Origin of the sequence: Streptomyces buecherae, from assembly GCF_014295035.1 — a bacterium.
In the GTDB taxonomy this organism is placed as follows: Bacteria; Actinomycetota; Actinomycetes; order Streptomycetales; family Streptomycetaceae; genus Streptomyces; species Streptomyces youssoufiensis.
The window spans coordinates 2513472-2534629 of record NZ_CP060404.1 but is presented as its reverse complement, the minus strand read 5'-3'; the positions used below and the strand labels follow the sequence as shown (position 1 = coordinate 2534629).

Annotated in this window: 23 protein-coding genes and 1 tRNA gene; 20 read left to right on the top strand and 4 right to left on the bottom strand. The window is 69.0% G+C overall.

Annotated elements, in window-relative coordinates; genetic code table 11:
• Positions 1-5 precede the first annotated feature (5 nt).
• Positions 6-575, top strand: coding sequence for an HD domain-containing protein (locus H7H31_RS09375; protein WP_037747091.1), 570 nt, complete (start codon positions 6-8; stop codon positions 573-575).
• Here the strand turns inward: H7H31_RS09375 and H7H31_RS09370 are convergent.
• Positions 563-1036: an NUDIX domain-containing protein gene (locus H7H31_RS09370; protein WP_187064526.1), complete on the bottom strand. Its 474-nt coding sequence runs from the start codon at positions 1034-1036 to the stop codon at positions 563-565. The two genes, H7H31_RS09375 and H7H31_RS09370, sit on opposite strands and share 13 nt — an antisense overlap.
• Complete coding sequence (locus H7H31_RS09365; protein WP_187064525.1) at positions 1036-1803, bottom strand: helix-turn-helix domain-containing protein; 768 nt, start codon at positions 1801-1803, stop codon at positions 1036-1038. The genes H7H31_RS09370 and H7H31_RS09365 overlap by 1 nt, the downstream gene beginning before the upstream one ends.
• A gap of 605 nt (positions 1804-2408) precedes the next feature.
• Between H7H31_RS09365 and H7H31_RS09360 the strand changes: the two genes are divergently transcribed.
• The 15 genes from H7H31_RS09360 to H7H31_RS09290 all read left to right on the top strand — a co-directional run bounded on the left by H7H31_RS09360 (position 2409) and on the right by H7H31_RS09290 (position 14760).
• Positions 2409-2702, top strand: a complete 294-nt coding sequence (locus tag H7H31_RS09360; protein WP_187064524.1) for a hypothetical protein — start codon at positions 2409-2411, stop codon at positions 2700-2702.
• Positions 2699-3151 carry a Pycsar system effector family protein gene (locus H7H31_RS09355; protein ID WP_187064523.1) on the top strand — a complete coding sequence of 151 codons (453 nt, stop codon included), beginning with the start codon at positions 2699-2701 and terminating at the stop codon, positions 3149-3151. Before H7H31_RS09360 ends, H7H31_RS09355 begins: the two co-directional genes overlap by 4 nt.
• Positions 3148-3474 carry a DUF6303 family protein gene (locus H7H31_RS09350; RefSeq protein ID WP_187064522.1) on the top strand — a complete coding sequence of 109 codons (327 nt, stop codon included), beginning with the start codon at positions 3148-3150 and terminating at the stop codon, positions 3472-3474. Before H7H31_RS09355 ends, H7H31_RS09350 begins: the two co-directional genes overlap by 4 nt.
• Positions 3471-4490 carry a DUF2637 domain-containing protein gene (locus H7H31_RS09345; protein WP_187064521.1) on the top strand — a complete coding sequence of 340 codons (1020 nt, stop codon included), beginning with the start codon at positions 3471-3473 and terminating at the stop codon, positions 4488-4490. Before H7H31_RS09350 ends, H7H31_RS09345 begins: the two co-directional genes overlap by 4 nt.
• Positions 4487-5137, top strand: coding sequence for a GGDEF domain-containing protein (locus tag H7H31_RS09340; RefSeq protein WP_187064520.1), 651 nt, complete (start codon positions 4487-4489; stop codon positions 5135-5137). Before H7H31_RS09345 ends, H7H31_RS09340 begins: the two co-directional genes overlap by 4 nt.
• The gene (locus H7H31_RS09335) at positions 5137-5517 is read left to right on the top strand and encodes an RRQRL motif-containing zinc-binding protein (RefSeq protein ID WP_187064519.1); all 381 of its coding nucleotides are present in this window, start codon (positions 5137-5139) and stop codon (positions 5515-5517) included. Before H7H31_RS09340 ends, H7H31_RS09335 begins: the two co-directional genes overlap by 1 nt.
• A 93-nt stretch (positions 5518-5610) precedes the next feature.
• A complete protein-coding gene (locus tag H7H31_RS09330; protein WP_187064518.1) occupies positions 5611-7836 on the top strand; it encodes a cell division protein FtsK in 2226 nt (741 codons plus the stop codon).
• A 140-nt stretch (positions 7837-7976) separates the two neighbouring features.
• Positions 7977-8252 (top strand): hypothetical protein, encoded by a 276-nt coding sequence (locus H7H31_RS09325; protein WP_187064517.1) that lies wholly within the window; start codon positions 7977-7979, stop codon positions 8250-8252.
• The gene (locus H7H31_RS09320) at positions 8249-8443 is read left to right on the top strand and encodes a hypothetical protein (protein WP_187064516.1); all 195 of its coding nucleotides are present in this window, start codon (positions 8249-8251) and stop codon (positions 8441-8443) included. Before H7H31_RS09325 ends, H7H31_RS09320 begins: the two co-directional genes overlap by 4 nt.
• Positions 8444-8457: 14 nt before the next feature.
• Positions 8458-8910, top strand: a complete 453-nt coding sequence (locus H7H31_RS09315) for a hypothetical protein (RefSeq protein ID WP_187064515.1) — start codon at positions 8458-8460, stop codon at positions 8908-8910.
• An 84-nt stretch (positions 8911-8994) separates the two neighbouring features.
• The gene (locus tag H7H31_RS09310; RefSeq protein ID WP_187064514.1) at positions 8995-10239 is read left to right on the top strand and encodes a DNA cytosine methyltransferase; all 1245 of its coding nucleotides are present in this window, start codon (positions 8995-8997) and stop codon (positions 10237-10239) included.
• Complete coding sequence (locus tag H7H31_RS09305; protein ID WP_187064513.1) at positions 10236-11114, top strand: bifunctional DNA primase/polymerase; 879 nt, start codon at positions 10236-10238, stop codon at positions 11112-11114. Before H7H31_RS09310 ends, H7H31_RS09305 begins: the two co-directional genes overlap by 4 nt.
• 157 nt (positions 11115-11271) lie before the next feature.
• Positions 11272-12816, top strand: coding sequence for a YfjI family protein (locus H7H31_RS09300; protein ID WP_222625517.1), 1545 nt, complete (start codon positions 11272-11274; stop codon positions 12814-12816).
• Positions 12817-13129: 313 nt separating this feature from the next.
• Positions 13130-13321: a helix-turn-helix transcriptional regulator gene (locus H7H31_RS09295; protein WP_101400676.1), complete on the top strand. Its 192-nt coding sequence runs from the start codon at positions 13130-13132 to the stop codon at positions 13319-13321.
• Positions 13318-14760, top strand: coding sequence for a tyrosine-type recombinase/integrase (locus tag H7H31_RS09290; protein WP_187064512.1), 1443 nt, complete (start codon positions 13318-13320; stop codon positions 14758-14760). The genes H7H31_RS09295 and H7H31_RS09290 overlap by 4 nt, the downstream gene beginning before the upstream one ends.
• Positions 14761-14794: 34 nt before the next feature.
• Here the strand turns inward: H7H31_RS09290 and H7H31_RS09285 are convergent, their stop codons facing one another.
• Together H7H31_RS09285 and H7H31_RS09280 are read right to left on the bottom strand one after the other, a co-directional pair.
• Positions 14795-15514, bottom strand: a complete 720-nt coding sequence (locus tag H7H31_RS09285) for a hypothetical protein (RefSeq protein ID WP_187064511.1) — start codon at positions 15512-15514, stop codon at positions 14795-14797.
• A gap of 539 nt (positions 15515-16053) precedes the next feature.
• Positions 16054-16125, bottom strand: a tRNA-Arg gene (locus tag H7H31_RS09280).
• 290 nt (positions 16126-16415) lie between these two features.
• On the opposite strand from H7H31_RS09280, the gene H7H31_RS09275 reads away from it, so the two are divergent.
• From H7H31_RS09275 to H7H31_RS09260, 4 genes are all read left to right on the top strand, one after another.
• A complete protein-coding gene (locus tag H7H31_RS09275; protein WP_176164132.1) occupies positions 16416-16886 on the top strand; it encodes a response regulator in 471 nt (156 codons plus the stop codon).
• A gap of 222 nt (positions 16887-17108) precedes the next feature.
• Entirely contained in the window at positions 17109-18272 is a 1164-nt protein-coding gene (gene nrtL / locus H7H31_RS09270) for an ArgS-related anticodon-binding protein NrtL (protein WP_187064510.1), read from the top strand.
• 33 nt (positions 18273-18305) lie between these two features.
• Positions 18306-19697 (top strand): diaminopimelate decarboxylase, encoded by a 1392-nt coding sequence (lysA, locus tag H7H31_RS09265; protein WP_187064509.1) that lies wholly within the window; start codon positions 18306-18308, stop codon positions 19695-19697.
• 160 nt (positions 19698-19857) lie between these two features.
• Positions 19858-21150, top strand: coding sequence for a homoserine dehydrogenase (locus tag H7H31_RS09260; protein ID WP_176164135.1), 1293 nt, complete (start codon positions 19858-19860; stop codon positions 21148-21150).
• The last annotated feature ends 8 nt before the right edge of the window (positions 21151-21158 follow it).

The following is a 21158-nucleotide window of genomic DNA, read 5'->3' as shown; positions in this document are numbered from 1 at the left end:
CCGCCATGGGACTGACTGAGTGGGCGTACTCGCTCTCCGAATCGCTGCTGTCTGATCCGCTCCCGCGCCGGTGGGCGCACTCGCTGGGGGTCGCCAAGCGCGCTCGCTCCTTGGGCCCGATCATGGGGGACGATGCCGAGTTGCTTGAGGCCGCCGCGGTGCTGCATGACATCGGGTACTCGCCGGCCATCGCCACGACCGGCTTTCACCCCCTGGACGGTGCGCGGTTCCTCCGAGACCAGGAGAAGGCAGACGAGAGGGTTGTTCGTCTCGTGGCCCACCACTCCTGCGCCCTGCTGGAAGCCGAGGAGCGCGGGCTGAGGCAGGAGCTTGAGGGGGAGTTCGAGCTAGAGCGTCCGGACCTGGTCGACGCTCTGCTGTACTGCGACATGACGACGACGCCTGATGGGACGCTGACCACCTCGACCGAGCGGTTGGACGAGATCGTGCAGCGGTACGGCCCGGACACCATCGTCGGGCGGTTCATCCAGCGTGCGGCACCCGAGATCCATGCGGCGGCGAAGCGTGTTGACGGCCGGCTGGCGCAGGTCTCTGCCGACAGTCAGCCGATGTAGGGCTCTCGCCGCGTGTCGTCGAGACCGTGGCGGATGCGCAGCATCATCGACGGGTGAATGTCCAGCCCGTCAAGGTCCGTTGGGTCAACCCAGCGGACCTCTTTTGACTCGCTGCTCGTACGCAGGGAACCACCGACGGGGTGGGCTCGGAAGCAGATGGAGAACTGTTGCCGGACCTCTCCGTCGTCGTACGCCAGTACGTGTTCAGGGTCGGTGTAGAGCCCCACGATGCTGTCTACCTCAACGGCAATGCCGGTCTCTTCCGCGACCTCTCGGACGACGGTGTCACCGATGCGCTCGCCGATGTCGTGGCCACCGCCGGGCAGTGCCCACAGATCGTTGTCCGTCTTGTGGATGAGCAGCAACCGCCCCGAGTCGTCTCGTACCACTGCGGTGACCGAGGGCACCACTGAATTGGCCTGAGGGGCCTTCGGGTCGCGGAAGTAGTCGATGCGGCTCATCAGGCAGTGCCTTCCCAGTCGGCAGGTGACGAGATTGGGCGGGCCGATTCCCAGGTCTTCTCAACGCTCTCAGCGTAGGCGTCGAAGAGTTCGCCGCCGGGCACACGCCGCAGGTGCAGTACGGGGGCCATGTAGGCGCCGACGCCGTAGAGGTGCCCGTTCGTCAGCATCTCGTCATCAGCTCGGTAGATCGAGTTGTAGAGGGTCGTACCGTGCAGCCGGAACTCCACCCCAGGGAGGCCGAAGAGCGGACCGTAGTTGATGAGGGCGTTCCGGATCTTGCCTGCCATCGCCGCGCCGATCCCTTCGTCCTCGCCGCGCACCGCCACGGCCGGCGACGTCGGCTCACCCAGCATGAAGCGGATGGGCACTCCGTCGGCTGACTTCTCCTTCACGATGCGGTGGAACGTCGCGTCTTCCGTGAGCCAGAACCCGGAGTACACCAACAGGTCAAACTGACGGGTCGACTTGGAGTAGAGGTTCGTCCAGAGGGTTTGCATCACGACAGACCGGTGTGGATAGAGCCTGACCAACTCCGCGTTGCCGGACGCGGTGACCTCGGCTGATGTGCGTTCGTCCGGCCAGAGGTACGACACTTCGCACTTCAGAAGCGAAGCTGTCGCGTACTGGAAGCGGCGGTATGGCTTGCGCTCAGGCTCGTTGATCCATCGTTCGACCGTCTTGGCCGCGACCCCGAGACGCTGGGCGACCTCATCGAGCGTCAGGCCCAAGTCCACTATCGCGCCGCGCAGTCGCTCGTTCGCCACGTCCAACCTCCGCCTTGTCGGGACGACTTGGTACGACTTCACGGTAGCCAAGGACGACCCGAGCCGTACATCCGCGAAGTCGAACGTCGGCCGCGCCGACGCCAGGCTGTAGGTACATCGAGCACGAGGGGCTCGCAGACATCAAAAGCCGAAGGGCTTGACGGAGCGAACCTCTCTCTGCAAGATGAGGAACACGTAATACATGTGTCTCTTGTTCGGGTCGCGTCAGCGAACCGAGCGAGCGCACGACCAGGAGCCCCGCGTTGGACGGGGGGAGGGCACCGGACAGTCGTCTGTTTCAGGCGATCCCTTGGCAGTCCGGATGGCAGACCGAAAGGTCAGGTCTCTGCCTACAACGGGGCCCTAGCGAGCTGTTCCTTGATCCGGCAGCCGCGTCCCCGAAAGAGACCACTCATCCACCGCAGTTGTCTGCGGCCGATTGCCTCCTCCGCTCGTCTCGTACGAGCGGGGCTGAGGGGAGCCGGAACAGCTCTTTCAGCGCTCCACCGCCCCGCCGCCATCGCGCTCGGGGCCTCTCCGGGGCGGTCGCCTCTCGCCAAAGACCGCGACTGCCCCGGCATCCCTTCGATGTCAGGAGAACTGCCATGCGTACGTACATCGGCCGTCAACAGCCCGTATCTGTCGACGACTTCGCGGAACTCGCGCTCGGTACCCCGGTCGAGCTGTGGCTCGGGGTCGAGGGCGAGACGGACGAAGAGCGCGCGGCCCGCCAGGACGCGGCGCGCGACATCCTCGCCGAGAACCCCGGTCTGCCGGACGATGTGGCCCGCATCGCCGCCGAGGTGATCGAGGCGCACGCCCCGGAGCTGTTCAACGTCGTCCCACTGATCCGCCCGGCCGGCCGCCGTCGGCCCTCCCGGAAGGGAGCGGCGGCATGAGCGCCCCCGACACCAACGCCCTGCTCGCCGCCGCGCATGCGGAGGTGAAGGCGGAGATCACACGGACCGACACCAAGACTGGTCTGCTGCTGGCGTTTGTCGGCGCGGTGCTCGCTGGCGCCTGGACGGTTGTCCGTGACCTGCCGATGAACGTGCCTGCCTACGTGGCGGGCGGGCTCGGTATGGCGGTCCTGGTCGCGGCAGCCGGTCTGCTGCTGCGGTCGGTGCGGCCGAACATCAAGGGGCGGCACGGGTTTCCGCTGTGGGCCACCTTGACCCCCGAGCAGATCAGCGACGCCGTGTCCCGTGACCTGGCTGCTGACATCGCGGGTCTGTCCCGCCTCGCGGTCGTCAAGTTCACCTGCCTGCGTCGCGCCGTCGACGTGACCTGTGCAGGCGGCGCCCTGCTCATCCTGGCTGTCCTGCTCGCGATCGGGGGTGCGCGATGAACGGGCGGGTACTGCGGGCGCAGATCACGATGCGGTGCTGCGGCACGACGGCCCCCAAGCCGACCGCCGGGCCATGCTGGCAGCTCTTCGTCGCGATGACCGGCCTGGTCAGTGACTGGCCCGTCTTCACGTGGCCGACGTCGCTGCAGGCCCCGACGGTCGAAGAGCGCGCGGCGGCGCTCGCCTCGCTCGGCTTCACGCTCGCCGAGGACGCCGATTGGGAGTGGTGCGAGGACACCACCCCGGAGTACCACCCGCACCCCGTGCGCGTGGTGCTCATGGCCGCGGCTCAGATCCGGCCGCTGGACGGGGGTGCGGGATGACCAGCACCGAGACGGCACAAACTGTCGAGCGTCCGGCGGTGCCGCCGCTGACGAAGCCGGAGATGGGGCTCGCCGGAGTTGGCGCGCTGGCCGCGGCCGGAGTCGGCGCGCTCGGTCTGATCGCTTCCTTCGACGCGGTGTCGGCCGCCGCTGCCCGCTGGGGGTTCGGTGAGCCGTGGATGCTGCCGGTCGGTATCGACGTGGCCATTCCGGTGTTCACCGTGGCCAACCTGCTGCTGATCCGGATGGATATGGCGCTGGCGTGGGTGCGGTTCGTGCCCTGGGTGCTCACTCTGGTGACCTGCGGGCTCAACGTCGCCGCCGGACAGGACGTGTGGGCGAAGGTGGCGCACGGCACGATGCCGCTGCTGTGGGTGGTGTTCTCCGAGATCGGCGCGCACATCTACGCCGTCCGGATCGGCGCAGCGACCGGCCGCCGCATGGAGAAGATCCGGTTCTCCCGCTGGCTGCTGGCCCCGGTGTCGACGTTCGCGTTGTGGCGGCGCATGACGCTGTGGGAGGTCACCTCCTATGGTGTGGCGTTGGCCTGCGAGCGGGAGCGGTTGCTGTCCCGTGCGGACCTGCACGAGCGGTACGGCTGGAAGTGGCGTTGGAAGACACCACGGCGCGACCGCGTGATGCTGCGCATGGGCGAGTTGGCCCCCGCCGGCGACGACGTGCCGGGCAAACCGGAGCCGAATCCGGAGCAGGCACCCGAGAAGGCGCAGCGCACGGCGCCGAAGCCGTCGCGCAAGCGGCAGCCGACGAGCAAGGCCAAGACGGTGCAGCGCACGTCGGCCGAACTGCTCGCCGAAGCACGCACGGTCACGGCCGACTGGAAGGACGCCGCGATCAACGCCGAGGTGCTGCGCAAGGAACTGCACTGCGGTTCCCGTCACGCCCGGCAGGTGCGTGACGTCCTGCTCGCCGAGCGGGCCGATGGGCGCGCGCTGCACTCCGTCACCACTCCCGACGCCACGGCGTCCGGTGACAGTGCCGAGGGGGTGGCCGCGTGAACACCCTGGCCACGGTCCTGCTGTCCGCGCTGCCTCTGGCCGCTGGTTGGGCGGTGCATGTGTGGTGGCTGCGAGGCTGCCTCAACACCGCCCGGCGTGACCCGCTCACCGGGTTACGCACCCGCGACGGCTTCGCCCACCGCGCCACTGCCCTGCTCAGGGACCCGCGCGCGGTCGTGGTGCTCGCCGACGTCGACAAGTTCAAGCACATCAACGACACCCACGGGCACGCGGCCGGTGACGCCCTGTTGAAGGCGACCGCCGACCGCCTCGCCCACCACGTCAGCCGGTCCGGGGTCGCCGGACGGCTCGGGGGCGACGAGTTCGCCGCCGTGCTCATCGACGAACACGGCACCGCCGGGGATCTGCTCGCCGTGCTGCACGGCGTGCTCGCCAGGCCGGTCGACGGCCAAGACCCGGCCGTACGCACTACGGTCTCGCTCGGCTGGGTCCGCGCCGCCGACTTCCCCACGGACGACTTGTCCGGGCTGCTGCGGCGGGCGGATGAGGCGATGTACGCGGCCAAACAGGCCCGTGCCGGAACTCGTCGCGCCGGGCTCGGCCGGCTGTTCGCCACCGTCGCCGGACGCCGTGCCGGCCGAACCGGTGCCCGCAAGGATGCCCCGATCGTCGGGGTGGCTGCCTGATGCCTCTGTCCTACGGCAAGTGCTACGACCCTTCCGGCAGTCAGTTCGGCATCCCCACCTATCCGTGGCGCTACGCCCCGGACGGGCTTGCCACGCGCCGTCAACTGCGCGCCCGTGGCTTACGTCCGGGCGGTCAGCCGATCGCGGCTCAGGTGCTGCGCCCGCGCTACCGGCGCGGTCCGCTGGTCGCCTACCTCTACCGCGTCGACCGCGCCAAGCCCGTCCGGCCGATGACGCCCGGCAAAAGGGCCGCACTCGCCAAGGCGATGTGCGCCCGCCGCACCTGCCCGCAGTGCCGCACCGACGCGGGATACGTCATCCCGACCTCGCTCGGCATGTGCGTGCCCTGCGCCTACCCCGAAGAACAGCGCACCGCCTGAACACCCCTGCACCACCATCCGGCGGGGTCCGTCCGCCCACCTCCTACAGCGACGGCCGGACCCCGCCTTTCCTCCCCTTGGAAGGGACCTTCAGTGAAGCACCCCGACGACGACAACGAACTCTTCAACCGACTCGAAGCCGACATGGCTGCCGACTCCGGGGGAGAGGTAGTCGACCTCGACAAGGCACGGTCGGCCCGCGAGCAGTCGGCCGACTCGACCGCCCGACCCGACTCCGATCCGTCGGCCGACTCCGCGCCGGACCGGTCGGGCACCGAGTCGGGCGACCCGACCGCACGCGTGATGGTCGACCTGCCGACCGCCAAGGCGACCGGTCCGGGCTACCTCGGTCGGCTGCTCGCCGCGCAGCGCCGTCCGGTCGTTCCGGCGTGGCTGAAGTCCGTGGCGGAGCTGAAGACTGCCACCGGGTGGGTGGCACGCCACTACGCCCACTCGGTCGGCTACCACGCGCTGCGCTCGCCGGTCTACGCCGCACGGCTCACGCTTCAGGCGCCGTCCGGTGCCGCGAAGTTCGTGGGCGGCACGCTGCGGTGGATGGCCGACCGCGAGGGCGAGCCGGTCCGACTCGCCGCCGTCCGCCGCGAGGACGCGGCCGAGTACCTGAAGCTGTCACGGCAGCGCGACGGACGGGTCCGACTGCGCACCTTGGTGACCGTGCTTGCGATGTTCATCGGGCTCGGCTCCGCGCTCGCCATCTACGTGCTCGCCCCCGCGTGGCTTCAGGCCGTCTCGGTCGGCGCGGTCGTGATGGCGCTCGGGTTCGCCGGCCGCCGGGCGGACGCTCCGGTCATCCACCGCGCGGTGGAACTGCCCAAGGCGGTCAAGCTCACCAGTGACATCGTGCTGCGGGCGCTCGACTCGCTCGGTATCCCCGCCATCAACCAGGCGCAGGGCAAGGGCCGCGACGGCTTCGAGTTCACCGCCCCGATCACCCGCGATGGTCCGGGGTGGCGTGCGGAGGGCAACCTCCCCTACGGCGTGACGGTCACAGACGTGATCGAGCGTCGCGACCGGCTCGCGTCCGGTCTGCGCCGGCCGCTGGGCTGTGTGTGGCCTGAGGCGGTTCCGAACGAGCACACCGGTCATCTCGTGCTGTGGGTCGGCGATCAGGACATGTCGGCGTCCCGCAAGCCCAAGTGGCCGCTGCTGACCAGCGGCAGCGTCAACCTGTTCAAGCCCGTCGCCTACGGCACCGACCAGCGCGGACGCTGGGTAGAGGTCACGCTGATGTACATCGCGGGCATCATCGGCGCCATCCCGCGCATGGGCAAGACCTTCCTGCTCCGCCTGCTCCTGCTCATCGCCGCGCTGGACCCGCGCGCCGAGCTGCACACCTACGACATGAAGGGAACCGGCGACCTGGACCCGGTCGGCAACGCCGTCTCCCACCGGCACGCCGCAGGCGACGATGACGACGCCATCGAGTACGCGCTGAACGACTTCCGGGCGCTACGCGAGGAACTGCGCCGCCGCACCAAGGTGATCCGCTCGCTCCCGCGGGACATCTGCCCGGAGTCCAAGGTGACCAGCGAACTCGCCGACAAGCGCTCCCTTGGACTGCACCCCATCGTGATCGGGGTGGACGAGTGCCAGGTGCTGTTCGAACACCCCAAGCACAAGGACGAGTTCGAGGAGATCGCAACCGACCTGGTCAAGCGCGGTCCGGCCACCGGCATCGTGCTGCTGCTCGCCACGCAGCGACCGGACGCAAAGGCACTGCCCACGGGCATCTCCGCGAACGCGTCGGCGCGTTGGTGCCTGAAGGTCATGGGGCAGCTGGAGAACGACATGGTCCTCGGCACGTCCGCCTACAAGCGCGGCGTGCGCGCCACCATGTTCGCCTGGGGCGACAAGGGAATCCACTACTTCGTGGGTGAAGGCTCCGACGCTCGGATCGTGGGCTCGGTCTACGTCGACGGACCCGGAGCCGACAGCATCGCCGCCCGCGCCCGCAAGGCACGCGAAGCCGCAGGCACCCTGTCCGGCCACGCGCTCGGGGAAGAGCCCGAAACCGTGGCGAGCGCGTACGACCTGCTCGCCGACATCCTCGCCGTGATCCCCGTCAAGGAGACCAAGGTGTGGTCGGAAACCGTCGTCGCGCGGCTCGCCGAACTGCGCCCCGAGGTCTACGACGGCTGGGAGCCCGAGACCCTCGCCGCGGCGCTCAAGCCGCGGGGCCTGTCCACGATCCAGGTGGGCCGCCGGGTGGACGGCAAGGTCGTCAACCGGCGCGGTGTCGACCGCTCCCACATCACGGCCGCGATTGCGGAGCGTGACGGAAAGCGGGACGCGGGCTGACCATCTCGGGCCGCTAGCGCTAGCGGCACACCCCGCTAGCGTTAGCGGCTCGCTTAGCGCCCCAAACCAGCTCTGATCAGGTCGCTAGCGAATAGCGGCCCACCTGCGGAAACCCCTGAAACCCGCCCGGAGGGCCCGTCATGACCCCTGCCCTGCTCGCTATCACACTCCTGCTCGGCATGACGCTGTGTTACGTCGCTGTGTGTGCTGCCTCGCCGTTCGGCAACTGCCGCAAGTGCAACGGCTGGGGCTTCGCCATGAAGACCGACCGCAAGGGCCGCCAGAAGCGCGGCAAGGACTGCCGCCGCTGCAAGGCCACCGGCAAGCGCATACGCGTCGGCCGCTGGCTCTACAACCGCTGGGCCCGCATCTACCGCGCCGGCACCGACACCCCCCGCCCGGAAGGCTCGCGATGACCCTGACCATCTCCGCCGTGCTGCTGTTCGGCGCCGTCTCCTTCTTCGCCGTCAAGACCAAGTCGACCGGCGCCGGCGCCGCGGTGCTGCTGTTCCTCTTCGGCTTCTTCACCGCCGGGACCGGCGCCTACGGGCCCATCCACGACCTGGTGGCGTCCTTCGCGCGCTTCCTGTCCCAGCTCGGTAACTGAACGGGAGAGCTGCCATGAACGAACCCACCGTGCACCACGCCCAAGCCGTGGAGGTTCACCACCCCACGCCCCTCGCCCCGGTGCAGTACGCCGCGCCGCTCGTGCCCGTGCAGCTGGGCAGCATCCCGGCGGTGGCGAGCGTCGTCCTGCCCGACGGTCGCGTCGTCACCGGCTACGCCATCGAGCCCGCCAAGCCGGAACCGGTCGCGACCAAGCCAGCTGTCTCGCGCACGGCGGTGAACATCGCCCTCGGGGGCATCGGGTTCGGCGCCGTGTGCGGCGGCCTGGTCCTGCTGACCACGTTCATCGCCGCGCTCGCCGCACTCATCCACCAGCTCATCATCCTCGCCGCCGTCATCTTCGGCGGCTGGATCGCCGTGCAGGTCTTCAGTGCGAGCGGCCACAGCGGCGGCAACACCTTCAACATCCGCAAGGCCGTGTTCAAGCGCAACCACTTCAACGGCTAGACGTGGCTGGGGCGGTCGCCTCTCGCCAAAGACCGCGACCGCCCCGGTTCTCCGTCCCTTCGACAGAAACAGGAGACCCCCAGCATGACCCAACCCACCCCCATCGGGCGAGACCGCACCCGGCCGCGCCTGTTGGCGCTGTGCGCCGGCTACGGCGGACTCGAAGAGGCGATCCGCGCCGGGACCGGTGGCGTGCCGGTCGCGTTCGCGGAGAACGACCCTCACGCCGCGGCTGTGTTCGCCACCCATCACCCCGAGGTGCCGAACCTCGGGGACATCACGGCCGTGGACTGGGACCAGGTACGCGACGTGCACGCGCCGGACGTGATCGGCGCCGGCTTCCCCTGCCGCAACATCTCCAACGCTGGACGAAGGGACGGAATCCATGGGCAGTGGTCTCGGGTCTGGAAAAACGTCGCTGAGGCTGTGGGCGTCGTTCGACCGCGTCTCGTGTTCCTGGAGAACGTGGCGGCGCTCCGCTCGCGGGGGCTGGACGTCGTCGCCGCGGACCTGGCCGCGATCGGGTATGACGCGCGGTGGACATGTCTACGAGCTGGTGACGCCGAAGTCGGCGCCCCGCACCCGCGGGATCGCTGGTTCGCAGTTGCCCATCCCGCTGATGCCGACCCCCAGCACCTCGGACGGCACTGGCGGCCCCGGAACGTCGCCGAAGCGCAAGGGCGGGATGAACCTGCGGACGGCCGTGACCAGGCTGCCGGCACCGCCCAAGGAGTGAGCTTGCTGCCCACCTCCGTTGCCTCCGACGGGGACCGCGGCAGCCTCACCTACTCCCGGGGGAACCCCACCCTCTCCGGTGCCGTCCACAGCCTCCTGCCCACGCCTGCGGCCCGGGACTGGAAGTCGGGAGCGTCGAACCTGCTGGGCAGGAACGCCCGCCCGTTGAACGAGGTGGTCGTCAACCTGCTGCCCAAGCCCAAGGCGTCGGACGGACCGCACGGCGGGCCGAACCAGCGTGACACGGCGGGCCAGTACTACCTGCCCGGTCAGGCTGTACGGCTCGATGACCGGTGGGTGGCCAGTGACGGCACCGATTATGGGCCCGCGATCCGCCGGTGGGAGCACGTCACCGGGCGTCCCGCGCCCTGCCCGACCGAGCCGGGCACCCGCGGCAACCGGCGCCTGTCGCCGGCGTTCGCGGAATGGCTCATGGGCCTGCCCACAGGGTGGGTGACCGCCGTGCCCGGCATCCCCCGCAAGGAACAGCTCAAGGTAATCGGCAACGGCGTGGTGCCCCAACAGGCCCATCACGCCTACGGCCTGCTCTTGGGCGCCCACGTCCCCGCGCGCCTGGAAGGGAGGGCGGCATGACCGCCACTCGCTCCCACCTGCTCACCGCGCTTGAACTCGCTGTGGCCGGTGTGCCGGTGCTGCCGCTACGTCAGGGCAAGGTGCCGTTCGGGAACTGCCGCACGTGCGCCAAGAACACCTGCGGCGGGCGGCCGAACATGAAGAGCGCGGGCCCCTGCCAGTGCCCCGCGCCGTGCCACGCATGGGCCGCAGCCACCACCGACAGCCGCGTCATCACCTCCGGAACATGGGCCCCGGCATGGCGGCAGGCCGCTGGTGTCGGTTACCACCCCGGAGGCATCGGGCTGACCGTCGTGGACCTGGACAGCGCGGCGGCCGTCGCGTGGGCACACGAGACCCTGCCCGCCACCCGCACGGTGCTGACGACGCGTGGGGAGCACTGGCTCTACCAGGGCGTCATGCAGTCGTCCAACGCGGTCCGGCCCGGTGTGGACGTCAAGTCGCTCATGGTCTACGCCCGGTGGCTCGGTCCCGGCACCGGCCGCATGGCGGGCCTGCCGTCGGCCGTCCGCGCCCTGGTGGTGAAGGAAGAGACCACCCCCGCCCGGGGGAGGGTGGTCTCTTCCGTCCCCGAGCGCGCTGACTGGGACCGGACCGTCGCCACCGGATGCAGGCACACCGAGCGGTACGTCCGCACTGGCCTGGAACGCGGCCTCGCCCTAGTCCGCAGCCACACCGAATCCGGCGCCGGATCACAGGCGTTCGGGGTGGCCCGCTTCCTGGCAGCCCAACACGCGAATTGCCCGGGGCCTTGCCAACTGGACGCCATCGGGGCGCAGATCATCGCTGCGGCCGTCTCCGTCGGCGTCCCCGAGCCCTACGCCCGCCGCGCGGTCACCAATGGCCTCAGCGTGACCGAGAGGGGCGCCGTATGACCCATAAGCCCTATAACTCCGAGAAAGGTCCTCAGAGCGCCATGCAAGCGGTATCACGGGGCATCGTAGGCGGGCGAAAGGACGTCGCCGAAGGCGTCCGCACTGCCCTTGGTCCTGACCCGCACAGCGACGATCCCACCGAAGGGAGGGCAGCCTCATGACCACACAGCCTGTGGACAGCCCCGACCTGTGGGCCGGACTGCCCACCTTCGACGACGAACCCACCCCGGTGTGGGAGGACCCCGTACCGCTCGCCGGACCCCGCAAGCTCGCCCCGTTCCCGGTGGCCGCGCTGCCGGACTGGCTACGGGAGTTCGTGGCCGCGGTCGCCGAAGAGACACAGACCCCCCTCGACCTCGCCGGCTGCATCGCCCTCTCTGTGCTCGCCACCGCGGCGGGCGGCAGGGCGGTGGTGCAGGTGCGCGGACACTGGCGCGAGCCCACCAACCTGTTCGTGGTGGTCGCGCTCCCGCCGGCGAACCGGAAGTCCGCCGTGTTCGCCCTGCTGACCGACCCGCTGTACGACGCGGAGGCACAGCTCCGCACGGTGCAGCAACCGGCCATCGTGGAAGCCCAGATGACCGCACGCCTCGCCAAGGAAGCGGCCGACAAGGCCGCGGCCAAAGCCGCCTCCGCGAACGCAGACGAGCGCGACGAACTCGTGTCCACGGCCATTGCGCTCGCGCAGACTGCGGAGACTGTCACCGTGCCGGCCGAACCGCAGTTGCTCGCCGACGACGCGACCGCCGAGACGGTCACCTCGCGCATGTCGGAGCAGGGCGGCCGGATCGCGGTCATGTCCGCCGAGGGCGACATCTTCGACATCATCGCCGGACGCTACTCCGGCAAGCCCAACATGGGCGTCTTCCTCAAAGGCCACGCCGGAGACCGGCTCAGGGTGGACCGGCAGACGCGGAAGGAGTACATCGAACACCCCGCACTCACCATGGGCCTGTGCGTCCAGCCTCAGGTACTGGACGAGATCGGACGGCAGGACGGATTCAAGGGCCGCGGCCTGCTTGGCAGGTTCCTCTACTCCGTGCCTGAATCACTGGTCGGCCGCCGCAAGCTCAGCCCCGATCCGATCCCGGACCAGGCCAAGGACACCTACCGGCGCCACGTCATCGACCTGACCGTGTTCCTCGCGGAGTGGACCGATCCGGCCGTCGTGCAGCTCACCCCCGAGGCCGATGCTGCCTTGCTCGCCTTCCAAGGGCGGGTGGAACCCAAGTTGGCTGCCCGCGGCGGCTCGCTGGGCCACATCGCGGACTGGGCCGGAAAACTCGCCGGCGCCACCGCCCGTATCGCCGCCCTGCTCCACCTCGCGCAGCACCTCACCAAGGGGCACACGATTCCGGTGGCCGAAGCGACCATGCGCGACGCGATCGCACTGGCGGACTACTTCACCAGTCACGGCCTGGCCGCGTTCGACCAGATGGGCGCCGACCCCACCACCGAACGCGCCCGCACCGTGCTGGAAGCCCTGCGCACGCACAAGTGGAGCGAGGTCAGCAAGCGGGACCTGATGGTCAAACTCTCCCGCTCCGAGTTCGCCACCGCGGCCGACCTCGACCCGGTGCTGACCTTGCTGGAAGACCACGGATACGTGCGCGCCCAACCCGTGACCCGCACCGGAGGCCGCGGCCGGCCACCCTCCCCCCGCTACCTGGTCCACCCCCGCCTGACCGACCCGACCCCCTGAGACCGCCCACAGAAACCACAGAATCACAGAAATAGACCGGTGAGCCCCTGACCTGCGCAGACCGCCACGTCAGGGGCTCCCGGAGCAATGCCACAGAAACCTGCCGAGAAGCCACAGAAATAGGTCCGCCCTCGCGCCGCCGATCCGGTCCCTTATTTCTGTGGAACCTCCGGCGATTTCTGTGGCAGCCCCACCGTGCGGCATCGCCGCAGGTCAGCACGCCAATCCAGGGTTTCTGTGTATTTCGTGGTTTCTGTGGCGGCTCTCGGCTGGTCCCACCACCTTCCCTTGCCCTCTCGCCCAAGGAGGAGTCGTGGCCAAGCCCCGCGACGAGATGCTCACCATCCCCGAAGTGATCGAAGAGATAGGCGTACCGCGAGCGACGTTTTACCGCTGGCGGCAGTACAAGAAGGGCCCGAAATCCATCAAGCTCCCGAACGGCGCGGTGCGAATCCGGCGGTCCGAACTGAGTCGGTGGCTCCAGACGCTGGAGGAGAGCGCGTGACGAAGGACGCCGACAGCAGGGCCGAGCAGAACAACCGCTCGGCCCCGGACGGGTTTTCGCTAGATGTCCGCCTGTGGAAGGTGTCGAAGGCGCAGAGTAAGACCCGTCCCTACCAACTCCGTTGGAAAGTCGGAGGGAAGGTCAGTAGCGCCACCTTCGCCACGGTGGCGCTCGCAGAGAGCCGCAGATCTGAACTGTGGCAGGCAATGCGCCGTGGCGAGGCATTCCGCATCACGGACGGTCTGCCTGAATCCGAGGTACGGGCCAAGGCCAGTGCGGAACAAGCCCGTGAGGAACTGCCCTGGTTCGCGTTCTGTCGCGAGTACATGGCGATGCGTTGGCCGACTGCCGCAGCCAAGACCCGTGAGGGCATCGCCGACGGGCTCGCCGCAGTGACGCTGGCGTTGGTGGAGCAGGAACAGAAAATGCCGTCACCGGAAGAGCTGCGCCTCGCTTTCCGGTGGGCGGTCATTCCCAAGAACGCCGAACTTGACCCGCCGGAGGAACTTGAGGTCGCCTACGCGTGGATATCCAAGAAATCGCTTCTCGTCTCCTCGCTGGAAGATCCGAAGGTTCTCCGTGATGTTCAGTATCGTATCTCCTTCAAACTGGACGGCACCCCTGCGGCGGGAGAGACATCTCGTCGTCGCCGGCGCGCACTCAATACGGCGGTTGAATACGCCATCGAGCGCAAGCTTCTGACGGAAAACCCGCTCACCGCCATCAAGAAGGTGAAGAGTTCCTCATCGGACCGTGTGGACCCTCGTGTTCTCGTGAACAAGACGCAGGCTGCTCAACTCCTCGCCTCGGTCTCGTACGTCGGGACATGGGACCGCAAGAAGGGCCGGCGCCTGGTGGGCTTCTACGGGGTCATGTACTTCGCGGGGCTGCGCCCGAGTGAGGCCGTGGGCCTCCGGAAGGCTGATTGCTTCCTCCCAGAGAAGGGGTGGGGAATTCTGACACTCCACAACACGCACCCCGTGTCGGGCAAGCAGTGGACAGACAGCGGGGAGCGCCACGACAAGCGCGGCCTGAAGGCGAGGGAGGCCAAGGAAGACCGACCGGTCCCGATCCCCCCACCGCTCGTGGCCATGCTCCGCGCCCATCTAAAGGAGTTCGGCACGGCCGTGGACGGGCGACTCTTTACGAACGAGCGGGGCGGTCTCGTGGGGAGCAGTACCTATTGGCGTGTGTGGCGGGACGCCCGGGAGTTCGCGCTCTCGCCGGATCTTCAAGCGTCCATTCTCGGGGGAAGGCCGTACGACCTTCGGCACACCTGCATCACGACATGGTTGAACGCTGGCGTGCCTGTGGCTGAGGTCGCACGTCGGGTCGGCAACTCGCCCGAGGTAATTCACCGGGTCTACGAGGGATGCATCTATGGGCAGGAAGATGCCATGAACCATAAGATCGAAAAGGAGCTCGACTGGCCTGCTTGATGGGCCGTAGGGCCCGACTGGGCGAGTCTGGGCCCTACGAGTTCTCGGTCGGGGCGTCGCCTGTGCCGGGAGCACCGGTATGGAACGTGCGCCCTGATCCATCTGGCTGGATATCCAAGGGAAGCCACCCGCCAGTGTCCTGGTTACTCATTGCCTTAATTTCTTCAGCAGTGGCCGGACCGGCTGCGATGAAATTAAGCACCTGCTGAATATTCTGAATGAGGCCATTAGTCAGCGCCCCAATGCCTTGCTTTCCTGTGGGTGTCTCCACGGTTACCTGTAGTCCAATCAAGAACCCCCCCTCGATTTTCTTGACTGGGTCTCTAAAGTTAGCGTCGACAATGAGTGCCTGGTCCGCGAGATCAGGAAAATGGTATGTGATGTTGGGGGGAGCGTTGCGTTCCGCTGCTTCTTCGGATTCCCAACTCGTGGAGACGTTCTGTTGGATGCTGTGGGGGTCAATCGAGACGTCGATGCTGGCACGATGCTTGTCAAGGTTATTGAGATCCGTGAGGCAAATTAGTGGGTCCGCGTCGACTTGCTCGGGTGGGCGATTGAAGGGTTGGAGCATCTCGATGCGTTCTGCAATCTCTGGGGGGACGGTCTGGAGTCGGTCGCGAAGCGCCTTGCTCCAGTCAGCGCGATCACGTACCACCGGAAATTGGATCATCTTTGGTTTGGGTGGGGATACTCCATCGATGTGAGCGAACTCCCATACGCATGCGTCAAGAGCGCTGCGGAGGCTGTAGAGCATGTCGCCCAGGATGAGAGACCACTCCTGCGAAGGCGGTGCCGAGCGCACTCGCAGCCGTGTTTGCCATCTACGCCTGTCCTCGGAGAGGGAATAGTCGGTATCAATGGGGCGTCCTGCAGTCCAAAGGGAGATCCGAGACTCAAGCTCAGCCTTGCACTGTGCGGCGTGAGCTAGCTTCAAGGTGGGCCACGCGGAGAGGGTCTTTCCGTACTCCCACCGCCGGCCGATCCCTTTCGCTCGCGGGGACTTACTCGGTTCCTGATCGTTCGCCGTATCTGCCACGGGTGGAAGTTACTGCGTGGCCCTGAGTAGCGCATGCGCTTTTCGTCAACTTCGTCCTGGTTCTGAGCTGGTCAGAGACCTCACGCCCGGCTCCAGTCCACAACGCAGAAGGGCAGACGGGGCCCGTCGTCTATCGCAGGTCTATCGCGATCAGTGCGCAGCAACGACAAAGAGCGGGACCCAGTGAGACTGGTTCCCGCTCTTCATGCGTGGCATCTGCGCTGGTCAACCGCATCATCGTGCTGGTTGAAGCGAAGTGCCCCCGGCAGGATTCGAACCTGCGCACACGGCTCCGGAGGCCGTTGCTCTATCCCCTGAGCTACGGGGGCGTGTCCGCCGTCTTGCGTGGCGACGGAGAGAACACTACCAGCTCATGAGGGGTGGCCATGAACGCCTTTCGTGGGCCGGCCGCAGGGCCGGGCAGGCGGTGGGGGAGGAAGCGAGCCGGTGTACCCAGGCGACTGGTCCGGAGGGTGCGCCGGGGGAAGCGGAACGCGGGGCCCGCGCTTGTAGCGCATTCGTCGCGGATCGTGGGGAGCCTCGCTGAAAGGTCCCCCGCACGTGGCGGAAGTGGGCAAAACCCGGACGCAGTCGGAGTCGCACGCCTAGGCTTCGAGTTGTGCCTGGCGTGTCCGGCCGGGTCCTTGTTGTCGACGACAACAAGGTCATCCGGCAGCTAATCAGGGTCAACCTTGAGCTAGAGGGGTTCGAGGTCGTGACCGCGGCTGATGGTGTCGAGTGCCTGGAGATCGTGCATCGCGTAAGACCCGACGTGGTCACCCTCGACGTGGTGATGCCCCGTCTCAACGGGTTGCTGACCGCTGCTCGATTGCGGGATGACGTGCGTACTCGACACCTTCCCCTCGCCATCGTCAGCGCTTGCACGCAGTCGGATGTCGACAGCGGGCAGTCTGCCGGTGTTGATGCGTTCCTCGCGAAACCCTTCGAGCCCGCCGAGCTGGTGCGGCTCGTACGACAGCTCGTGCGACAGGCCGCCGGTCATGAGGCGGGGGAGGAAGGTGACGACGACGGCGGCCCCGGATCTGGGCCGTCTGAAGGTGCTGAGCCCGTCGTTCGGCCCGGTGGTTGAGCGGTCGCTGGCTCACGTGGTGGCGGTGTTCGGTGACTGGCGTACGCGGAGTGGCTGGCTGCGTAAGTGATCGTGATCGGTGTGTCGAGCGGTTCGCCGTAGATGGGGCCCCCGCTGCACTACCGCCCGCCGAGCGGGCCACCCCGGCCCCGGTCCCGACGGCGAGGGCGCGTCGGGAAACCCGTTCGCGGAGCCTCCCCCCTTCTCCCATACGCTTGCCCCGTGACCCCCGCACAGCTCTCTCGCACCGTGGTGTACGTCGTGCGTTCTGCCGTTCAGGCTGGTGAGCTGTCCGTGCCGGCCGACGATCTCGCCTCGCTCGACGCCGAGGCCGGGGGAGCCGATGGTGGCGCGCGGCGGGGGATCGTACGGGTGCCGCCCCGGCCCGGCTGCGGGGACTTCGCCTCCCATGTCGCCCTGCGGCTCGCCGCCGCCTCCGGGCAGGCGCCCCGGGAGGTCGCCGAGGTGCTGCGGCGCCGGCTGGTCGAGCAGCCCGGGATCGAGCGGGTCGAGGTCGCCGGGCCCGGCTTCGTGAACATCACCGTGGCCGCCGGAGCGCACGCCGGGCTCGTACGGGAGGTGCTCGCGCAGGGCGCGGCGTACGGGCAGGGCGAAGGACTTGTCGGGACGCGGCTGCGGCTGCGGTACCAGGACGGACCGCGGGCCGCGCTGTTCGCCGAGGTCGTCGCGCGGTTGGCCACCGCGTGCGGGGCCGGGGTCGATGTGCTGCCCAACGGCGGAGGAGCCGCTCCCCTCGCCGCCACGTCCGCCCCCACCGGCGACGCCGAGACCGCCACCGAGGCCGTCGTCCTCTCCGTGCGCGAGCCGGGGCGCACGCTGGGCGAACTCGTGGAGTCGCTGGGGCGGGACGGTGCGCGGTGGGCGTTGCTGAGCGCCGCCGCGCATGACGTTCCGAGCTGCGACCCGGCCGAGGTGCTGGCGCAGCGGGAGAGTAATCCGCTGTTCCGTGTGCGGTACGCCCACGCGCGGGTGCGCGCGCTGTTGCGTAACGGCCGCGACCTGGGCGTCGAGCCCGACCCCGACGGTCCCTTCGACCCCGACGGCCCCGCCAACGCCGACGCCGCTACCCGTGCCACCGGCGACTCGGCCGCGCGCGCCCGTGGGGCCCTGCTCGCCCTGCTGGCCGACTACCCGCGGGTGGTCGAGGCCGCCGCGCGGCGGCATGCTCCGGACCGGGTGGCGCGGGAGCTGACGGCCGTCGCCGACGCCTTCTTCCGCTTCCACGACGGCTGCGCCCCGCTGCCGCGCGGCGAGGAGAAACCCTCGGCCGCACACCGCGCCCGGCTGGCCACCGCCGAAGCCGCCGGAACGGTGCTGGCAAACGGCCTGAACCTGCTCGGCATCTCCGCTCCCGCCCACCTCTGAGCCGACTGAGTCGCTGTAGGAGACCTGAGAACCATGAGTCGATCCGCTCACCCCGCCGGGCCCCGGCACGCCGACGTGCTGCCCGAGGGCCACTACTTCGCACCGCCCGCCGACCTGAACGCCCTCGACCCCAAGGTGTGGGCCCGCACGGTGACCCGTACCGACACCGGCGCGGTCAGCGTGGGTGGGCTCGATGTGGGGGCGCTCGCCGAGGAGTTCGGCACGCCGGCGTACGTCCTGGACGAGAGCGACTTCCGGGCCCGCTGCCGGGCCTGGCACCAGGCGTTCGGGGGCGAGGCCGACGTGTTCTACGCGGGCAAGGCGTTCCTCTCCCGGGCCGTCGTGCGGTGGCTGCACGAGGAGGGGCTCAACCTCGACGTGTGCTCGGCCGGCGAGCTGGCCACGGCGCTGGCCGCGGGGATGCCCGCCGAGCGCATCGCGCTGCACGGCAACAACAAGTCCACCGAGGAGATCCGGCGGGCCGTCGAGGCGGGCGTGGGGCGGATCGTGCTGGACTCGTTCCAGGAGATCGTGCGCGTCGCGCACATCGCCGAGCGGCTCGGCAAGCGCCAGCGCGTGCAGATCCGGGTCACCGTCGGCGTCGAGGCGCACACCCACGAGTTCATCGCGACCGCGCACGAGGACCAGAAGTTCGGCATCGCGCTCGCCGGCGGCCAGGCGGCCGAGGCGGTGCGCCGGGCGCTCAAGCTGGACGGCCTCGAACTGATCGGCATCCACTCGCACATCGGCTCGCAGATCTTCGACATGGCCGGCTTCGAGGTCTCCGCGCGCCGCGTCGTGCAACTGCTCGCCGACATCCGCGACGAGCACGGTGTCGAGCTGCCGGAGATCGACCTCGGCGGCGGCCTCGGCATCGCGTACACCTCCGACGACGACCCGCGCGAGCCGCACGAGATCGCGGCCTCGCTGTCCAGCATCGTCACGCGCGAGTGCCAGGCCGCGGGGCTCGCGGTGCCGCGGATCTCGGTCGAGCCGGGGCGGGCCATCGTCGGGCCGACGGCGTTCACGCTGTACGAGGTCGGCACGGTCAAGGTGCTGGAGGGACTGCGTACGTATGTCAGCGTCGACGGCGGCATGTCGGACAACATCCGTACGGCGCTCTACGACGCCGAGTACTCGGTCTCGCTCGTCTCGCGCGCGTCGGACGCCGAGCCGATGCTGGTCCGGGTGGTCGGCAAGCACTGTGAGTCCGGCGACATCGTGGTGCGTGACGCGTTCCTGCCCGCCGACGTCGCGCCCGGCGATCTGATCGCGGTGCCCGCCACCGGCGCCTACTGCCGCTCGATGGCCAGCAACTACAACCACGCGCTGCGGCCCCCGGTGGTCGCCGTGAACGACGGGGCGGCCCGGGTCATCGTGCGGCGGGAGACCGAGGAGGACCTGATGAGGCTCGACGTCGGGTGACAATTGAGGGGCGGCAGCGGGTCAGCCCCGTGCGCGGAAGCGCGGTATGCCGACAGACGAAATAGACATCTCGGATACTGGACGGGTGACGGGAACTCCCGTCCAGTGAGTGAGACTGGCGCCGACGTATGTGCGGTAAAAGCAGAGGAAACGAGGTCGGATGATGCGTACGCGTCCGTTGAAGGTGGCGCTGCTGGGCTGCGGTGTGGTCGGCTCAGAGGTGGCGCGCATCATGACGACGCACGCGGACGACCTCACGGCGCGCATCGGGGCCCCGGTGGAACTGGCCGGCATCGCGGTGCGCCGCCCAGGCCGGGTGCGCGCCGGCGTGCCCGCCGAGCTGATCACCACCGACGCGACGGCGCTGGTCAAACGCGGTGACATCGATGTGGTCATCGAGGTCATCGGCGGCATCGAGCCGGCCCGCACCCTCATCACCACCGCCTTCGAGCACGGCGCCAGCGTCGTGTCGGCCAACAAGGCGCTGCTCGCCGAGGACGGCGCCGCGCTGCACGCCGCGGCCGAGGAGCGGGGCGCCGACCTCTACTACGAGGCGGCCGTCGCCGGCGCCATCCCGCTGGTCCGCCCGCTGCGCGAGTCGCTGGCCGGGGACACCGTGAACCGGGTGCTCGGCATCGTCAACGGCACCACCAACTTCATCCTCGACAAGATGGACACGAGCGGCGCCGGGTACTCCGAGGCGCTCGACGAGGCCACCGCGCTCGGCTACGCGGAGGCCGACCCGACGGCCGACGTCGAGGGGTTCGACGCCGCCGCCAAGGCCGCGATCCTGGCCGGCATCGCCTTCCACACCCGGGTGCGGCTGGACGACGTGCACCGCGAGGGCCTCACCGAGGTGACGGCCGCGGACATCGCGTCCGCGAAGCGCATGGGGTGCACCGTGAAGCTGCTCGCGATCTGCGAGCGGGCCGGCGACGGCCGCTCGGTCACCGCGCGGGTGCACCCGGCGATGATCCCGCTCAGCCACCCGCTGGCCTCCGTCCGCGAGGCGTACAACGCGGTCTTCGTGGAGGCCGAGGCCGCGGGACAGTTGATGTTCTACGGGCCCGGGGCCGGCGGCGCGCCCACCGCGTCGGCGGTCCTCGGCGACCTGGTCGCCGCCTGTCGCAACCGACTGGCCGACACCACGGGCCCCGGCGAGTCCGCGTACACGCGGCTTCCCGTCAGCCCCATGGGCGAGGTGGTCACGCGCTACCACATCAGTCTCGACGTCGCCGACAAGCCGGGTGTCCTCGCTCAGGTCGCCCAGGTCTTCGCCGAGCACGGCGTCTCCATCGACACCGTCCGCCAACAGGGCAAGGACGGTGAGGCGTCACTGGTCGTGGTGACGCACCGGGCGCCGGACGCGGCGCTTTCGGCCACCGTGGAGACGCTTCGGCAGCTCGACACGGTACGCGGCGTCGCGAGCATCATGCGGGTTGAAGGGGAGTAACGAAAGCA

Excerpts from the sequence above, each read along its gene's own strand:
- H7H31_RS09335 (WP_187064519.1), top strand. The coding sequence starts at position 5,137 with ATGCCTCTGTCCTACGGCAAGTGCTACGACCCTTCCGGCAGTCAGTTC.
- H7H31_RS09305 (WP_187064513.1), top strand. The coding sequence starts at position 10,236 with ATGACCGCCACTCGCTCCCACCTGCTCACCGCGCTTGAACTCGCTGTG.
- H7H31_RS09260 (WP_176164135.1), top strand. The coding sequence starts at position 19,858 with ATGATGCGTACGCGTCCGTTGAAGGTGGCGCTGCTGGGCTGCGGTGTG.
- H7H31_RS09345 (WP_187064521.1), top strand. The coding sequence starts at position 3,471 with ATGACCAGCACCGAGACGGCACAAACTGTCGAGCGTCCGGCGGTGCCG.
- H7H31_RS09285 (WP_187064511.1), bottom strand. The coding sequence starts at position 15,514 with ATGCTCTACAGCCTCCGCAGCGCTCTTGACGCATGCGTATGGGAGTTC.
- H7H31_RS09350 (WP_187064522.1), top strand. The coding sequence starts at position 3,148 with ATGAACGGGCGGGTACTGCGGGCGCAGATCACGATGCGGTGCTGCGGC.
- lysA (WP_187064509.1), top strand. The coding sequence starts at position 18,306 with ATGAGTCGATCCGCTCACCCCGCCGGGCCCCGGCACGCCGACGTGCTG.
- H7H31_RS09355 (WP_187064523.1), top strand. The coding sequence starts at position 2,699 with ATGAGCGCCCCCGACACCAACGCCCTGCTCGCCGCCGCGCATGCGGAG.
- H7H31_RS09310 (WP_187064514.1), top strand. The coding sequence starts at position 8,995 with ATGACCCAACCCACCCCCATCGGGCGAGACCGCACCCGGCCGCGCCTG.
- H7H31_RS09315 (WP_187064515.1), top strand. The coding sequence starts at position 8,458 with ATGAACGAACCCACCGTGCACCACGCCCAAGCCGTGGAGGTTCACCAC.
- H7H31_RS09375 (WP_037747091.1), top strand. The coding sequence starts at position 6 with ATGGGACTGACTGAGTGGGCGTACTCGCTCTCCGAATCGCTGCTGTCT.
- H7H31_RS09325 (WP_187064517.1), top strand. The coding sequence starts at position 7,977 with ATGACCCCTGCCCTGCTCGCTATCACACTCCTGCTCGGCATGACGCTG.
- H7H31_RS09320 (WP_187064516.1), top strand. The coding sequence starts at position 8,249 with ATGACCCTGACCATCTCCGCCGTGCTGCTGTTCGGCGCCGTCTCCTTC.
- H7H31_RS09370 (WP_187064526.1), bottom strand. The coding sequence starts at position 1,036 with ATGAGCCGCATCGACTACTTCCGCGACCCGAAGGCCCCTCAGGCCAAT.
- H7H31_RS09360 (WP_187064524.1), top strand. The coding sequence starts at position 2,409 with ATGCGTACGTACATCGGCCGTCAACAGCCCGTATCTGTCGACGACTTC.
- H7H31_RS09300 (WP_222625517.1), top strand. The coding sequence starts at position 11,272 with ATGACCACACAGCCTGTGGACAGCCCCGACCTGTGGGCCGGACTGCCC.